The following is a 16,612-nucleotide window of genomic DNA, read 5'->3' as shown; positions in this document are numbered from 1 at the left end:
CTCCCTGATGGGCTTGGCTCAGCTCTCCCGGCGGTGGGCTCCTCCGGACATTCGCGGGCCTCCCTGGCAAACCCTCAACCTCAACCATAGAGTTAGAGTTATGTCAAGTAGTTCCGCGCAACCAGAACGGTATGGGTATGGCGCGCCCTAACACCGCAGGCGCGCCGACACTCGCCCCGCAAATTTCGGGCAATTTTTCCGCGTCTTCGGGCGTGCGCGCTGCTCCGCGGGCGTCGAGTCCTCGGACGTGATGAAAATCGCTACTTTACGGTCGGCAGGTCGGGGCTCGACACGTCGTAGACCTTGCCGGGCTGGGTCAGCAGCGCGGCCAGCTTCTCGGCCTTCTCATCGGTGCGGTCGGTGGTCCCCCAGATCACCACCCGGCCGTCGCCCAGCGTCAGGGTGATCGAGGCCACCGACGGCGCGGCGACGTGGCCGACCTGGCCCTCGATTTCGGGACGCAACGCGGTCAGCACCTGCAGCGCCGCCTTGGTGGCCGGGTCGTCCGGCCCGGGGTCGGCGACATCGAGGTACGGCAGCGCCGGTGGCGGCGGCCCGGTCGCGAAGTCCACCCCGTCCCGGTCGAAGAGATGCGGACCGTCGGGAAAATCCTTGACGGCCACGGGAATTCGCTCGACGATGGTGATCCGCAGCGCCGATGGATACTGGCGCTGCACCCGCGCGCTGGCCACTCGCCGGATCGCGGCCACCCGGTCGGCGACTTGGCTGGTATTGATCTGCAGCAGCGGCGTTCCGATCCGCACCCGCGCCGCATCCAGAACCTCTTCCCGGGTCACCGCCCCGGTGCCGACGACCACGATGTTGCGGGCCGCCATCGCGGGCGTGAAATAGAGGATCAGCGCCAGCCCGATGCCGACGATCACCAGCAGGACGGTCGCCAACAGCACCTTCAGGCCCCGAACAACGCCCCGCGCAACGGGTTTGGGCTCGTTGATCAGCCGTCCGCTGGCCCGGCGCTTCGCCTCGCGGCGGGCCTCTTCGATCGCGGTGGCGCGGGCCTGGGCGGCGCGGCGTTGCGCCCGCTCCCGGCGAGCGCGCCGGCGCGGCCCCTCGACCTCGGCCTGATCGACCTCGCGATCGTCACCGACATCGCTGTCCGGCCGGTCCGCGCTCGTGCCGGTGGCCAGCGGTTCGGTGACCGCGCTCGCGCCAGCGTCGCCGGCAGGCCGAGCTTCGGCCTGTTCGCCGACCGCGTTGGCAGGGACGGGGTCGTCCGGCTGCGTCATCGCAATGCCCCGGGAGCGCTGCGGTTGGCCCGCACCCGTAACGCCGTGACGATCTCGGGCCCCAGCAGCGTCACATCGCCTGCTCCCATGGTGACGATGACGTCGCCGGGGCCGGCGACCGCCGCCACCTGCTCGGCGGCCGCGGAGAAGTGCGGGAGATAGCGCACCGGCGCGCTGACGTGCTCGGCGACGCTGGCCCCGCTGATGCCGGCCAGCGGTTGTTCGCGGGCGCCGTACACATCGAGAACGAAGACCTCGTCCGCCGCGTCCAGGGCTTTGCCGAACTCCTTGGCGAAAGCCTTTGTCCGAGAATACAAATGGGGCTGGAAAACCGCGATGCTGCGGCCGTCACCGCTCTGCTCGAGCAGGGTGCGCACCGCCGCCAGCGTGGCGACGATCTCCGTGGGGTGGTGGGCGTAGTCGTCGAACACCCGCACCGAGGCCGCGCTACCGACCAGTTCGAACCGGCGGCGCACGCCCTCGAAGCCGGCCAGGCCGTCCAGCACGGCGTCTATTGGGGCGCCGATCTCGATCGCCGCCAGCAGCGCGCCCATCGCGTTGAGCGCCATATGGCGGCCGGGCACCGACAACCGCATCACCCGCGGGTGCTGCTCCGGGTCCAGTTCGGGAGCCAGCCGGATCTGCGCGACGGCTTCGGTGCCCTGCTGTTGCCACGACATCAGCGTCGCGGCCAGTCCGTCACCGGAGTCCGGGGACCCGTAAGGCAGCACCCGGATCCCCAGCTCGGCCGTGCGCCGTGCCAACTCGGCCGCCCCGGGGTCGTCGACGCACACCACCAGCGCCCCGCCGGGGGCCAGCCGCTCCACGAAGGCGTCGAACACGGCGACATAGGCGTCGGCGCTGCCGTAGAAGTCCAGGTGGTCGGTCTCGATGTTGGTGACCACGGCGACGTTCGGCGTGTACTCCAGCAGCGACCCATCGCTTTCGTCGGCCTCCGCCACGAAGCAGTCGCCGCTGCCGTGGTGGGCATTAGTGCCGGCCTCCCCCATCTCGCCGCCGACGGCGAAGGACGGGTCGCGACCGCAGTGCTGCAGCGCCACGATCAACATCGACGTCGTCGTCGTCTTGCCATGCGTGCCGCTGACCATCAGCGTGGTGCGCCCGTTCATCAGCTTGGCCAGCACGGCGGGCCGCAGGATCACCGGGATGCCGCGCCGGCGGGCCTCGACGAGCTCGGGGTTGGTTTTCGGGATGGCGGCGTGCGTCGTGATGACCGCCGTGGCGCCTCCGGGCAGCAGATCGAGCGAGGCCACGTCGTGCCCGATGTTGATCTGCGCGCCCCGGGCGCGCAGGGCGTGAATGCCGCGGGACTCCTTGGCATCCGAGCCGGACACCAGGCCGCCGCGGTCGAGCAGGATGCGGGCGATGCCCGACATGCCGGCTCCCCCGATGCCGACCATGTGCACTCGCTGCAGCTCGGGTGGCAACTGGTCGTTGCTCACGACTTTCCTCCGGCCGGCCAGCGGCCTAGCTGGGCCGTCCTGGCGATGTCCAGTGCCGCCTGGGCGACCTGGCGGGCCGCGTCGGGATGGCCCACGCGCGCGGCGGCAGTGGTCATGGCCGCCAGCCGCGGCGGGTCGCCCACCAGCCCCGCCACTTCGCGCGCGACAAGCTCGGGTCTCAGGTCGGCGTCGGCGACGATCATGCCGCCGCCGGCGTTGACCACCGGCAGGGCGTTGAGCCGCTGCTCGCCGTTGCCGATCGGCAGGGGCACGTAGATCGCCGGCAATCCGACCGCCGAGACCTCGGCGACCGTCATCGCACCGGACCGGCAGATCACCAGGTCGGCGGCCGAATAGGCGAGGTCCATCCGGTCGAGGTAGGGAACCGCCACGTACGGCGGGTCACCGGGCTGGGGTTCGCGCAGGTCGAGGGTGTTCTTGGGGCCGTGCGCGTGCAAGACGGCCACGCCGGCGGCGGCCAGCTCGGCGGCCGCCCCGGATACCGCCCGATTCAGCGATACCGCGCCCTGCGAGCCACCGAACACCAACAACACCCGGGCGTCGTCGGCGAAACCGAAGTGGCGGCGCGCCTCGTCGCGCAGCGCCGCGCGGTCCAGCGAGGTGATGGCCTCGCGCACCGGCACCCCGACCACCTCGGCACGCGGCAACCCGCAATCGGCCACCGCGGAGAGCACCCGCACGGCGGTGCGGGCGCCGACCCGGTTGGCCAGTCCGGCGCTGGCATTGGCTTCGTGAATCACCACCGGGACCCGAGGCTTGCGCGACGAGACTCCGCGCGCGGCCAGATACGCCGGCAGGGCCACGTACCCGCCGAAACCGATCACCACATCGGCGTCGACGGCCTTCAGCACGGCGCGGGTCTCCCGGACGGCCCGCCACACCCGCGAGGGCAGCCGGGCCAGGTCGCCGCTGGGCTTGCGCGGCAGCGGCACCGGCGTGATCAGTTCGAGGTGATAGCCGCGCTCGGGCACCAACCGAGTCTCCAACCCCCGGGCGGTGCCCAACGCGGTGATCCTGACCTGCGAATCGAGGGCGCTCAGCGCATCGGCGACGGCCATTGCCGGCTCGACGTGACCGGCGGTTCCGCCACCGGCGAGCACGACCGACAGTGGCTTGGAGGTCTTAAAAGACGACAACGCGGCACCGGCGGGCAAAGGGGTTTCCCCCCGCCCGCCGGTCTGTTTGTTGACCGTGTCGTTCACCCGTAACGCTGACCTTCCAGTGCGCGAGCGCGTCGTGGCTGACGCTGGCCGGCCGCCTGACTGACGCGGCGTTGGCCAGATCCATGATGCCTCGCCCGCGATCGCGCGTTACCCCCAGTCTGGCGAGCCGGCCCGCCGGCCGTTCGCGGTAACGCCGGCCGCAGCGACGCGTCGGCCTTGCGGGAGGCCTTGCCGGCAGCCTTGCGTCCGGCTGCGCCGGCGCCCTTGCGCGCCGGCTCGGCCGCCTTCGGACGAGCGCGCTTGCGATACCGGACCGACTCCAGGCGCGTCGGCGAGTAGGGCTCGGGCAGCGGCAGCCGCAGTATCCGGTTCATCTTGTCGTCGCGGCCCGCCCGCAGCGCGGCCACCGCCTCGGGTTCGTGACGAGCCGCATTGGCCATGATGCCGATCATGAAAAGCGTTGCCGCGGTGGAGGTCCCACCGGCGGAGATGAGCGGCAGCTGAATACCGGTGACCGGGAGGATGCCGATCACGTAGCCGATGTTGATGAACGCCTGGCCAAGCACCCACATGGTCGTGGTGGCGGTCAGCAGCCGCAGGAACGGGTCGGCCGAGCGCCGGGCGATCCGCATTCCCGTGTAGGCGAACAGCCCGAACAGCACCAGCAGCGCGAACGCACCGATGAAACCGAGCTCCTCGCCGATGATCGCGAAGATGAAGTCGTTGTGGGCGTTGGGCAGGTAGTTCCATTTGGCCACGCCCTGGCCCAGGCCGTCGCCGAAGATGCCGCCGTGCGCCAGCGCGAATTTGGCCTGTCGAGCCTGGTAGCCGGTGTCCTGCGGGTCGTTCTCGGGGTTGATCCAGGACCGCACCCGCTCCGACCGGTAGCCGGCCGACATGGCCAGGACCGCGCCGGCCACGAAGACGGCCATCAATGAGGTGACGAAGACGCGCAGTGGCAGGCCCGCATACCACAGCAAGGCCAGCAGGATGATGCCCAGCGACACCGTCTGCCCGAGGTCGGGCTGCGCCACGATCAGGGCCAGCGCGATGACGGCCGCCGGCACCAGCGGGATCAGCAGTTCGCGCAGGGTCGCCCTCTCCAGCCGGCGGGCGGCCAGCATGTGGGCACCCCAGATGGCGAAAGCGATTTTGGCCAGCTCGGACGGCTGCATGGAGAAGCCCGCGACCACGAACCACTTACGAGACCCATTGGCCAGGTTCCCGATTCCGGGAACGAGGACCAGCACCAGCAAGATGACCGTGACGACGTAGCCGGTGAACGCAACGCGGCGGAGGAACCGCACCGACATGCGCAGCGAGGCGTAGCAGGCGATGAGGCCGATCACGGTCCACAGCACCTGCTTGCCGAAGATCACCCAGGCGGACCCGTCGGCGTCGTAGGACCGCACGCCCGATGCTGACAGCACCATGATCAGCCCCAGCGTCGTCAGCAACCCGGCCACCGCGATGATCAGGTGAAACGACGTCATGGGCCGGCCCAGCCAGGCGCCGAACCGGCTGTGTGAGCCGCCCTCTTGGGCGGCGGCCTTGGCGGGCTTCTGCGGCTTGTCGGCCTTCTTGGTCGTGGCTTCCGGGGCGTCGTCCGTGACGTCGTCGTCGGCCGGCGCGGGCTCGCCCGCGGCGGTCTCGGTGCGGTCTTTACCCCGGCCCAGCAGCCGGGTCAGTGCGTTACCCACGCCCGCCCTACCGGAGCGCCGCGCGCACGGCGGACGCGAATGCGTCGCCACGGTGGGCGTAACCCGAGAATTGGTCAAACGACGCGCCCGCCGGCGCCAGCAGGACGGTGTCGCCGGGCTTCGCCAGAGTGCGGGCCGCGGTCACCGCCGCGTCCATCACCGCTGTGGCCACATCGTCACTTGATAGTTGCACTTCTGTCACATCTGCCCCAGAAACCACAGCAGTCGCATCCATACCAGCATCCTCGCCTGTCACAACGTGCAGGACGGGGACATCCGGCGCGTGTCGCGATAACGCCTCTGCAACCTCTCGCCGATCTCGACCGATGAGCACCGCCCCGACCAGCCGGGACGCCATCCGGGCGACCTCGGCGTCGACCGACGCGCCCTTGAGCAGACCGCCCGCGATCCAGACGACCCGGGGATAGGCCAGCACGGACGCCTCGGCGGCGTGCGGGTTGGTGGCCTTCGAGTCGTCGACATAGCTGATGCCGTCCGCGACGGCCACGACTTCGGCCCGGTGCCGGCCGACCCGGAAGGAGGCGATCGCGGCCGCGATCGCCTCCGGCGGCACACCGACGCAGCGGGCCAGCGCCGCGGCGGCCAGCGCGTCGAGTACCCCGACCGGCCCGGGCACGGGGATGAAGTCGACCGGCAACAGGGCCAAGTCGTCGGCGAAGGCGCGGTCGACCAGGTGGCCCTCGCGCACGCCCAGCTCCCCCGCCGCCGGTTCGCCCAATCGGAAGCCGACCCGCACCGGCGCCCGGGCGGTGTCCAGCAGCGCCGCCGCCCGGCCGTCGTCCAGGCCCACCACCGCCACTCGGCCGTCGAGCACCCGCGCCTTCGCCGCGGCGTAGGCGGCCAGGCTGCCGTGCCAGTCGAGGTGGTCTTCGGCGATGTTGAGCACCACGCCGGCCTCGGGCTGCAGCGAAGGGGCCCAATGCAATTGGAAGCTGGACAGCTCAACGGCCAGCAGCTCGGCGGGTTGCTCCAGCACGTCGAGCACCGGGTCGCCGATGTTGCCGCACAGCAGGCTGCGCCGGCCGCCGGCGGTCAGCATCGCGTGCAGCATCGACGTCGTGGTCGTCTTGCCGTTGGTCCCGGTCACCACCAGCCAGCGCCGCGGCGGCCCGTACCGGCCCGCGGCGTCGAGCCGCCAGGCCAGCTCCACGTCACCCCAGATCGGCACCCCCGCCGCCGACGCGGCCACCAGCAGCGGCGTCGTCGGCGCGAAGCCGGGACTGGTGACCACCAGGGCGTAGCGCGAGATCTGCTCGCTGGCGGTCGACGTGGACGCGGTCGCCACTCCCGCGTCGGCGTAGTCCCGCAACCGGACGGGGTCGTCGTCGCACAGCGTCGGCACCGCGCCCAATCGGGTCAGCGCGGCCAGCACCGCCTTGCCCGTTACCCCACCGCCGGCCACTAGCACCGGCGTGCCGGGTCGCACGGGTTCCAGAGGGGCCTCAAGACCGCTCATCAGGCACCGATCGCGCCCAGCCACTCACCATAGAAAAGGGCGACGCCCAGCCCGCAGGCGATCGCGGTGAGCAGCCAGAACCGGATGATGACCGTGGTCTCGGCCCAGCCGGCCAACTCGAAATGGTGGTGAAAGGGCGCCATCCGGAACACCCGGCGCCCGGTGGTACGAAAAGTCAAGATCTGCAACACAACCGAACTGACCTCGGCGACGAACAGCGAACCGAGCACGACGGCGAGCATCTCGGTGCGGCTGGTCACCGAGATCCCCGCGATGATGCCGCCCAGGGCCAGGGATCCGGTGTCGCCCATGAAGATCTTGGCGGGCGCGGCGTTCCACCACAGAAAGCCGATGCAGGCGCCGGCGGTGGCGGCCGCGACCAGCGCCAGGTCCAGCGGATCGCGCACGTTGTAGCAGCCGAGCCCGGGGGCGGTGACGCAGGCGTTGCGGTACTGCCAGAAGGTGATCAATACGTAAGCGGCGGTGACCATCGCCATACATCCGGCGGCCAGCCCGTCCAGGCCGTCGGTGAAGTTGACCGCGTTGGACCAGGCGCTGACGACGACCACGCAGAACAACACGAACAGGCCCGGGGCCAGGGTGACGGTGGCGATCTCGCGCACGTAGGACAGGTCCGCGCTGGCCGGCGTCAGGCCGTTGTTGTTGTGGAACTGCAGCGCCAGCACGCCGAACAGCACCGCTGCGGCGACCTGCCCGATGGTCTTGGTCGTCTTGTTCAGGCCGAGGTTGCGCGACCTGCGGATCTTGATCAGGTCGTCGAGGAAACCGACGGCGCCGAGCACGGTCGCCAGGCCCAGCACCAACAGGCCCGACACGGTGACGCCTTCCCCGTCGAAGGCCATCCCGGCCAGGTGCGTGCCCAGGTAGCCCGCCCAGATGCCGGCCAGAATGGCCACGCCGCCCATCGACGGCGTGCCCCGTTTGGCGTGATGGGTTGGCGGCCCGTCCTCGCGGGTGTGGTGGCCGAATCCTTGCCGGGTGAACAGCCGGATCAGCGCCGGGGTCAGCAGGATCGACACGGTCAGCGCGACGGCGACCGCGATGAGGATCTGTCTCATGCGCGCGTCCCGCCCTCGGCCGCCAGAGCGTCGGCCAGCACACCAAGGCCCGCCGAGTTCGACGCCTTGACCAGGACGACGTCACCGGGTTGCACCTCGGCCCGCAGTAAGGCCAGCGCGGCGTCGCTGTCCGCGACGTTGACGGCCCCTTTGTCACCCGCGCCCCAGGAACCCTCCATGACCGCTCCGTGGTGCATGGCGCTCATCGACCTCCCACTTCCCACGACAACGAGTCGAGACACATCTAAGCGCACGGCGAGCCGGCCGATGCGATCGTGCTCGGCTATAGCGTCCTCACCGAGCTCGGCCATCTCGCCGAGCACCGCCCAGCTGCGCCGCCGCTGTGAGCCCCCCTGACCCCCGCCGTGGGCGATCCAGGCCAGCGCCTGCAAGCCGGCCCGCATCGAATCCGGGTTGGCGTTGTAGGCATCGTCGATCACGGTAACCCCGTCGGCGCGGGTGGTGACCTGCATCCGGTGCCGCGACACCGGGCCCGTGCCCGCGAGTGCGGCCGCCACCTGTTCGAGGTCGGCGCCACATTCCAGCGCCACCGCGGCCGCGCACAGCGCATTGCTCACCTGGTGATCCCCGAACACGCCGAGGTGCACCGGCACCTGCTTTACCGCGGACCCGTCGCGGCGGTGCAGCGTGAACCGCGGCCTGGCCAGCTCGTCGAGCGACACCGGCCCGGCCCACAGGTCGCTGGCGCCCGCGTCAGTGTGCTCCCCGCGGCTGACCCGCACCACCCGGGCGGGGGTCACGTTCGCCATGGTCGCCACGGCCGGATCGTCGGCGTTCAGGATCACCACGCCGGAAGCCGGAACAGACTGCGGCAGTTCGGATTTCGTCTGGGCGATGGCCTCGCGTGAGCCGAACTCGCCGAGGTGCGCCGTGCCGACGTTGAGAACCACCCCGATGGACGGTGTGGCGATTTCGGCAAGCGCTGCGATGTTTCCGGGATGGCGGGCCGACATCTCCAGAATTAGGTAGTCGGTATCGGCCGTCGCGCGCAGCACCGTCCACGGGTGCCCCAGCTCGTTATTGAACGACCCGGGCGGGGCCACCACCTCACCCAGCGGCGCAAGCACGGCGGCCACCAGGTCCTTGGTCGAGGTCTTGCCCGAAGATCCGGTGATGCCGACGATGGTCAGCCCGCCGGCCACCAATTCGGCGGCGACCACCCGAGCAAGCTTGGCCAGCGCGCTTAGCACCGCCGCGCCGGACCCGTCGGCGTCGTGCTCAAGCAGCCCGGCCAATCCCCGATCCGGGTGCGCCGCCGGCGGTTGCGGTGGCACCACGATGGCCGGAACCCCGACCGGTCGCGCCGCCAGGACCGCGACCGCGCCCGCGGCCACCGCCGCGGCCGCGAAGTCGTGCCCGTCGGTCCGCGCGCCCGGCAGCGCCAGGAACAGCCCGCCCGGCTTGACGGCGCGCGAATCGAATTCCACCGTAGCGGTGACGTGACGCTGCGCGGCGTCGTCCGGGGCGATGTCGGACAGGGTGCCCCCGACGATCTGGGCGATCTGGGCGACGGTCAGGTCGATCACCGCTGTATCCCGTTGAGGTCCCGCAGCGCCGCGGCCAGCTCCACCCGGTCATCGAAGGGACGGGTGTGTCCGCCGGCGCGCTGCCCGGTCTCGTGACCCTTGCCCGCGATCAGCACCACATCACCTGGACCCGCCCAGCCGACCGCGTGCCTGATGGCGTCTCGCCGGTCAGCGACCTCGACAACCTCTGCCGTGCCACCACTTTCGATCGCACCGGCCAAGATCTCCCGACGAATAGAAGCAGGGTCCTCACCGCGCGGATTGTCATCGGTGACGACGACCAGGTCGGCCAGCTCGGCGGCCGTGGCGCCCATCGGCGCCCGTTTGCCCGGATCGCGCTCGCCACCGGCGCCGAAAACCACCGCCAGGCGGCGGCCCGGACGCACCAGCGTGGTTAGCACCGCACGCAAGGCACCCGGCTTGTGGGCGTAGTCGACCAGCGCCAGGAAGTCCTGGCCGGCGTCGATCTGTTCCATGCGTCCCGGCACACGGGTCTGTCGCAGGCCCGGCGCCGCCCGCTCCGGCGCCACTCCCACCACTTCTAGAAGGGCCAGTGCCACAAGGCAATTGGCAACATTGTAGTGACCGGGTAGCGGAACTGAAACCCGATGCCGGGCGCCGGCGGGATCGACGACGGTGAACCGTTGTCCCCCAGCGCCCATCGGGGCCACGTCGACGGCGCGCCAGTGCGCGAGCTGGCCCTCGGCGCTGACGGTGATCGGGTCGCCGGCCCGGTCCGCCATGGCCCGCCCCGCCTCGTCGTCGACGCACACCACGACGCGGCGCGCGCGCAGCGGCGAATCCGGTTCGAACAGCTGGGCTTTGGTGTTGAAGTAGTCCTCCATGGTCGGGTGAAAGTCGAGGTGATCACGGGACAGGTTGGTGAAACCGCCCGCCGCGAAGCGGGTTCCGTCCACCCGGCCCAACGCCAGCGCATGGCTGGAGACCTCCATGACGACGGTGTCCACGCCCCGCTCGGCCATAGCGGCCAGCATCGCCTGCAGTGCGGGCGCCTCCGGGGTGGTCAGCACGCTGGGGACGTCGGCGCCGTCGATGCGAATGCCGATGGTCCCGATCAGCCCGGCCGTGCGGCCGGCGGCGCGCAGACCGGATTCGACCATGTAGGTGGTGGTGGTCTTGCCGGACGTGCCGGTGATGCCGATGACGGGCACCCGATCGGACGGGTTCCCGTACACCGTGGCCGCCAGGCCGCCGAGCACGCCGCGGGGATCGGGGTGCACCAGCGTGGGGACGGTCGGCGCGGTCATCTCGGCGACTCCGGCGGGATCGGTGAGCACGGCGACCGCGCCGCGTTCGATTGCGTCGGCGGCATACCGGGCCCCGTGGGTGGTCAGGCCGGGCAGCGCCGCGAACAGGTCACCGGGTAGCACGTCCTGGGCGCGCAGCGTGACCCCGGTGATGGTCACGCCGGTGCCCTGACCAGGACCGTCGGCCAACACGGCGCCGACCTGCTCGGCGAGCGCGGGCAGCAGCACGCCCGCGGCGGCGCTGGGGCGTAACCCAGTGGGCACCGGCACCACTTCTGCTCGCACCTCCCTCCGACGCCCGCGTCATCCTCATGATCGGCCATGACACCCTACCTAGCCGCAACCGGCCATGAGGCGATCCGCGCGCCGACGCAGCCGTCGGGCGGCTCCGGGAGGTTTGGGTGGACCCCGGCGGTCGGGCGGCGACCCGCTAGGTGGCCTGCAGCGTCAGCGGCGGGCCCGGGTCGGGCGATAGCGGCACGTTCTCGCGCTGCATGAGCCAGCCGGCGATGTTGTGGAATAGCGGGGCCGCCGAGTGACCCGGCGTGCCGTCAGCGTTGCGCTCCGGGTTGTCCATCATGATGCCGATGACATACCGGGGGTTGTCGACGGTGGCCATTCCGGCGAACGTGATCCAGTAGACGTTGTCGAAATAGCAGCCGCAGGCCGGGTTGATCTGCTGCGCGGTACCCGTCTTGCCGGCCATCTGATAGCCCGTCACCGCGCCGGCTGCCCCGGTGCCCTGCTGGTAGCCCATCGGGTCCTTTTGCACGACGGCACGCAGCATGTTGCGCACCGTCTGCGCGGTCTGCGGCGACACCACTCGCACGCCTTCCGGGCGCGGCTCTTCGGTGCGCGTGCCGTCGGGGGCGATGGTGGCCTTGATGATCCGCGGCGGGATCCGCAGGCCGTCGTTGGCGATGGTCTGATACATCCCGGTCATCTGCAACAGCGTCATCGAAAGACCCTGCCCGATGGGCAGGTTGGAGAAGGTGCTGCCCGACCACTGATCGATTGGCGGCACCAGCCCGGCGCTCTCCCCCGGCAGGCCCACGTTGGTGCGTTGCCCCAGACCGAATTTGCGGACCATATCGTAGAAGCGCTCCGGCCCGACGCGCTGCGCGAGCATCAAAGTGCCCACGTTGGAGGACTTTCCGAACACGCCGGTGGTGGTGTAAGGCATCACGCCGTGCTCCCACGCGTCGTGGATGGAGACCCCGCCCATCTGGATGGTGCCGGGAACCTGCAGCACCTCATCGGGATTGGTGAGCCCATACTCGATAACCGACGACGCGGTGATCACCTTGTTCACCGAGCCGGGCTCGAACGGCGAGGACACCGCCAGGTTGCCCAGCTGCTTGTCGCCCTGACGCCCGATGTCTTGAGACGGGTCAAAGGTGTTGTCGTTGGCCATGGCCAGCACTTCGCCGGTCTTGGCGTCGAGCACGACGGCCGAAACGTTATGCGCCCCAGACACATTCTTGGCCTGCTGAACCTGCTGCTGCACATAGAACTGGATGTCGTCGTCGAGCGTCAGCTGGACCATCGAGCCGTTGACCGCCCGATGCCGGTTGCGGTAGCTGCCCGGAATGACAACGCCGTCGGATCCGCGGTCGTAGGTGACCGAACCGTCGGTGCCGGAAAGCACCGAGTCCATCGCCTCTTCCAGACCCAGCAGGCCGTGGCCGTCCCAGTCGATGCCGCCGACGATGTTGGCCGCCAGCGATCCGCCCGGGTACTGGCGCAGATCCTGGCGTTCCGAACCGACCTCCGGATACTTGTCCGAAATCGCGCTGGCGACAGCGGGATCGACGGCGCGCGCCAGATAGACGAAGTTGTCGTCGGTTTGCAGCTTCTTCAACACGGTTGCCGAGTCCGGCTTGTTGTCCAGGCGGCTGGAAACCTCTTTGGCGATATCGCGCAACCGCTGCTGCGGATCCGGGGCGGTGGAGTTCTTCGCTTTGGCTTCCTCCAGTTGCTTGCGGATCCGTTTCGGCTGAAAGGTCAGCGCACGCGACTCGATGGTGAAGGCGAGCTGGTCTTTATGACGGTCGATGATGCTGCCGCGCACCGCTTTTTCCACATCGGTGACCTTGAGCTGACCGGCGGCCTGCGCGCGCAGCGACGAGGCGTTGGTCACCTGCAGGACGAACAGCTGGGCGGCGGCCATCAGCATCAGCACCAGGATGACCACGTTGCCGGCCCGATGCCGAAAGACGAACGACCCGCCGCGGCTGGTCAACTCCACGATCTGGCGGGTGCGACGCTGCCGCGCCGAGTGCCCCGTTACTCCCGCCTCGGACCGCTGTGCCGCCCCGACGCCTTTGGCTTGCTTGGCCTTGCGGGATCGCTTCGGCTCGCGAACGTCTGCTTCCTGAGGCTTCACGCGCCGCTTGGGTTGACGTACGCCCTTGGCCTCCAGGTCCTTGCGTGGACCACGCGTCGGCCGTGTGGACTGCGACCGTCGTGCCCGCGGGGATTCACCGCGGCTCACCTGGGCACACCTGGCGGCGCGACGGCCGCCGGCCCGGGCAGGCTGTTAGCCGGCGCGGCCGGGGCCACCGGTTGAGCCGGCGCCGCCGGACGGCCCAACTGCAACGGGACCGGAATCTCGGCGGGCAACGGCGTCGGCACCTGGCCAGGAGCCGGAATCGGCAGCCCGCCCAGGGGAATCGGGATCTCGGGCGGGGCCGCAGGGGTCGCGGGTCCGCCGGGCACGGGCAATCCCGGCGTCGGCAAGCCCGGCAGGACGCCGGGTACGCGCCCGGTGACCGGGCCGGTTGCCGGTGCAGCGGGCACGCCGGGCAATGCACCGGTCGCCGGTCCGCCTGGCATGCCGGGCAGCGTACCGGTCACCGGCAGCCCCGGGGCGGCAGGCGCGCCGGGCACCGGCGGAACCGCCGGCGGCAGGTGTTGACCGCCCACCGTTGACGCGCCGTCCGGGGCGCGCAGCAGCGCTTCGGGTCCTGACCTGGCCGGGGCGGGGCCGCCGGGCGCCGACTCGACGCGGGTCGAGACCTCCGGGGGCGCCGCCGGCGGCTTGGGGGGCTGCGGCACCTCGTCGGGAAGCTTGTTGTTCAGCGGCGGCGGCGGAACGCCGTCGGCCGGCTTGGGTGTGCCCACCACCACCCAGTTCCCGGACGGATCCTGGACCAGGTGCGCGGTGTCCCTGCTCGGGATCATGCCCTGCTTGCGGGCCGCCTCCGCCAGCGCCGGGGCGGCCTCCGCCTCGCGCACGTCGCGCTCCAGCGCTTCCTTCTGCTGCTGCAGCAACCGGGTCCGCTCCCGGGCATGGCTCAACTTGTAGGAGCGCTCGGCGGAGTCGGTGGACAGCCACAGCGTGAGCCCGAGGCCGATGCCGAGCGCACCGATGATGAGGACGACGAACGGAACCTTGCTGGCCAACGTCCGCGGCCGCAAATCGATCGATGCCAGCCGGGCGGCCAGGCGTTCGGTCAGGCGTGGACGAATCGCCTTGGGTGCTTTGGCTTTTCGCGCCTTGGCCCGCGCCTTGGCCTGGCTGGCGCTCTTGGGCCGCGCCTGACGCTCGACCGGCCGGGCGATGGGGCTGGTCTGCGGTCCGGACTTGGGCGCGCGGGCTTCGCGGACGGGCGCCGAGCCCCGGCCGCTTCGGGTGCGCCGCGCCGATCCGGATTCGGCCGCCCGACGAGTGCTCCGCCGCGCAGAACCGTCGCGTCCGCCCCGACGGTCGCTGCCACCGCGCCGTTTCGAGGTCTCGCGTTCTGCTCTCATGCGTCGCCTTTCCCGCTAGCCTGCTCGGATTCCATTCGTTGCAGCGCCCGCAATCGCACTGCGGCACTGCGTGGATTGCGTTCGACCTCGGCGGTGTCGGCGCGTTCGGCGCCGTGCGTCAGCGACGTGAATCTCGGCTGATGGCCGGGGAGCTCGACCGGCAGGTCCACCGGGGTGCGCGACGCGACCGCCTGGGCAAAGAGCCGCTTGACGATCCGGTCCTCCAGCGATTGGTAGGCCATCACAGCGATGCGCCCGCCGACGTCCAGCGCGTCCAGGGCGGCCGGGAGGGCGCGGTGCAGTGTGTCCAGTTCGTCGTTGACCGCGACCCGCAGCGCCTGAAACGTGCGCTTGGCCGGATGTCCGCCGGTGCGCCGGGCAGCGGCCGGAATCGCTTGGTACAGCAGGGCTACCAGGTCCGATGTCGACGTGAGCGGCTCACGGGTACGGCGACGCACGATGTGCGCGGCGATGCGACGTGCGAACCGCTCCTCGCCGTAGCGGTGCAAGATGTTCGCCAGCTTCGCCTCGTCGTAGGTGTTGACGATGTCGGCTGCGGTCAGCGGCGACGAGGGGTCCATCCTCATGTCCAGTGGCGCGTCCTGGGCGTAGGCGAAGCCCCGCTCCGGGCGATCCAGCTGCATGGATGACACCCCGAGGTCGAATAGCATGGCATCCACCGATTCGGCTGCCGCATAACCGGATTCGGCCAGCGCCGCGGCGATACCGTCGTAGCGGGCGTGCACCAGCGTGACCCGGTCGGCGAAGCGCTCAAGCCGGGACCGCGCGATGTCCAGCGCGCTGGGATCGCGGTCGAGTCCGATCAGCCGCAGCCCCGGCAGGTCGGTGAGGAACCGTTCCGCATGCCCGCCCGCACCGAGGGTGGCATCGAGCAGCGTCGCGCCCGACCCGTCGGGGTGGTGACGGGTCAGCGCGGGTGTGAGCAGTTCGACGCAGCGTTCCAGCAGGACGGGGACATGGCCGTGGTCGTCGGAACTCGAATTCTCCGCCACCGCAACGCCTCCACGGATCTGCCGGCACCCGTCGGCCACTGCGAGCCCCATGTGACGGACCTTCGCGCCGCTCTGTGTCGCCCGGGCGGGCTTTACCCGGTGCTCGAGAAGATGGGCAGCCCCTGCATCGAGGTCTCTGACCGAAGTGGCGAACCTGGCGTTGGGGAAGTACGCCAGGGTCGGTTCGGTCAGAGGCCACGTTGCACGGGCATGCGCCTCAGATGATGTCGCCGAGTGCTTCATCGCTGGCCGCGGAGAAGTTCTCTTCGTGGGTCTGCTGATAGTCCTGCCAGGCCTGCGCGTCCCAGATCTCCAGGTTGTCGATCGCGCCGATGACCACGCAGTCCTTCGAAAGGTTCGCGTACCGCCGGTGATCGGCCGACAACGTGATCCGGCCCTGCGCGTCGGGATGCTGCTCGTCGGTGCCGGCCGCCAGGTTGCGGAGAAACGCCCGGGCCTCGGGGTTGCTCCGCGAGGCCTTGCTGACGCGGCGGGCCAATTGCTCGAACTCCGCCCGCGGATAGACAGCGAGGCTGTGGTCTTGACTCTTGGTGACCATCAACCCCCCTGCCAGCGCGTCGCGGAACTTGGCGGGCAGCGTCAGCCGCCCCTTGTCGTCGAGTTTGGGCGTGTAGGTGCCGAGAAACACCAGCTCACCTCCCCTTTGGGGTCACCCAAACACTGCAGCCACCATACCCCACAATCCCCCACTCTGCCCCATTCTTGGAGTGTCGTCGTGGCGTTTTCGGGGTTATCGGGCGTCAGAGCGCCGCGGAAAGGTCGCACGGGGTGTGTCGAGGGAGGCGCGGGGGCGTTCGGGAACATCAGGCGAACCGCGCTTACCAGGTAAAACGCGCCTAGTGGGGCGTAGTGGGAACTTT

The 16,612-nt window shown here is 70.3% G+C and carries 12 protein-coding genes; all 12 read right to left on the bottom strand.

Features of this window, described 5'->3' with window-relative positions:
• Positions 1-260 precede the first annotated feature (260 nt).
• Entirely contained in the window at positions 261-1,247 is a 987-nt protein-coding gene (locus A5753_RS17140; protein WP_067130604.1) for a cell division protein FtsQ/DivIB, read from the bottom strand.
• Positions 1,244-2,710: a UDP-N-acetylmuramate--L-alanine ligase gene (murC, locus tag A5753_RS17135; RefSeq protein ID WP_067130600.1), complete on the bottom strand. Its 1,467-nt coding sequence runs from the start codon at positions 2,708-2,710 to the stop codon at positions 1,244-1,246. Before murC ends, A5753_RS17140 begins: the two co-directional genes overlap by 4 nt.
• Positions 2,707-3,933, bottom strand: coding sequence for an undecaprenyldiphospho-muramoylpentapeptide beta-N-acetylglucosaminyltransferase (gene murG / locus A5753_RS17130; protein WP_067130597.1), 1,227 nt, complete (start codon positions 3,931-3,933; stop codon positions 2,707-2,709). Before murG ends, murC begins: the two co-directional genes overlap by 4 nt.
• Positions 3,930-5,594 carry a putative lipid II flippase FtsW gene (ftsW, locus tag A5753_RS17125; protein ID WP_067130703.1) on the bottom strand — a complete coding sequence of 555 codons (1,665 nt, stop codon included), beginning with the start codon at positions 5,592-5,594 and terminating at the stop codon, positions 3,930-3,932. The genes murG and ftsW overlap by 4 nt, the downstream gene beginning before the upstream one ends.
• 7 nt (positions 5,595-5,601) lie before the next feature.
• Positions 5,602-7,071, bottom strand: coding sequence for a UDP-N-acetylmuramoyl-L-alanine--D-glutamate ligase (gene murD, locus A5753_RS17120; protein WP_067130594.1), 1,470 nt, complete (start codon positions 7,069-7,071; stop codon positions 5,602-5,604).
• The gene (gene mraY, locus A5753_RS17115; protein ID WP_067130592.1) at positions 7,071-8,150 is read right to left on the bottom strand and encodes a phospho-N-acetylmuramoyl-pentapeptide-transferase; all 1,080 of its coding nucleotides are present in this window, start codon (positions 8,148-8,150) and stop codon (positions 7,071-7,073) included. The genes murD and mraY overlap by 1 nt, the downstream gene beginning before the upstream one ends.
• Positions 8,147-9,697: a UDP-N-acetylmuramoyl-tripeptide--D-alanyl-D-alanine ligase gene (gene murF, locus A5753_RS17110; protein ID WP_067130589.1), complete on the bottom strand. Its 1,551-nt coding sequence runs from the start codon at positions 9,695-9,697 to the stop codon at positions 8,147-8,149. Before murF ends, mraY begins: the two co-directional genes overlap by 4 nt.
• The gene (locus A5753_RS17105; protein WP_197694729.1) at positions 9,694-11,238 is read right to left on the bottom strand and encodes a UDP-N-acetylmuramoyl-L-alanyl-D-glutamate--2,6-diaminopimelate ligase; all 1,545 of its coding nucleotides are present in this window, start codon (positions 11,236-11,238) and stop codon (positions 9,694-9,696) included. The genes murF and A5753_RS17105 overlap by 4 nt, the downstream gene beginning before the upstream one ends.
• 157 nt (positions 11,239-11,395) lie before the next feature.
• A complete protein-coding gene (locus A5753_RS17100) occupies positions 11,396-13,459 on the bottom strand; it encodes a penicillin-binding protein 2 (protein WP_067130585.1) in 2,064 nt (687 codons plus the stop codon).
• Entirely contained in the window at positions 13,456-14,718 is a 1,263-nt protein-coding gene (locus A5753_RS17095) for a hypothetical protein (RefSeq protein WP_067130582.1), read from the bottom strand. Before A5753_RS17095 ends, A5753_RS17100 begins: the two co-directional genes overlap by 4 nt.
• Positions 14,715-15,974: a 16S rRNA (cytosine(1402)-N(4))-methyltransferase RsmH gene (rsmH, locus tag A5753_RS17090; RefSeq protein ID WP_156656144.1), complete on the bottom strand. Its 1,260-nt coding sequence runs from the start codon at positions 15,972-15,974 to the stop codon at positions 14,715-14,717. Before rsmH ends, A5753_RS17095 begins: the two co-directional genes overlap by 4 nt.
• Positions 15,949-16,380, bottom strand: coding sequence for a division/cell wall cluster transcriptional repressor MraZ (gene mraZ, locus A5753_RS17085; RefSeq protein WP_067130575.1), 432 nt, complete (start codon positions 16,378-16,380; stop codon positions 15,949-15,951). Before mraZ ends, rsmH begins: the two co-directional genes overlap by 26 nt.
• Between the last annotated feature and the right edge of the window lie 232 nt (positions 16,381-16,612).

This window comes from Mycobacterium sp. 852002-51971_SCH5477799-a, assembly GCF_001667145.1.
Classification (GTDB): Bacteria; Actinomycetota; Actinomycetes; order Mycobacteriales; family Mycobacteriaceae; genus Mycobacterium.
Note: the sequence above shows the minus strand (reverse complement) of the source record. Positions and strands in the feature narration are given on the sequence as shown.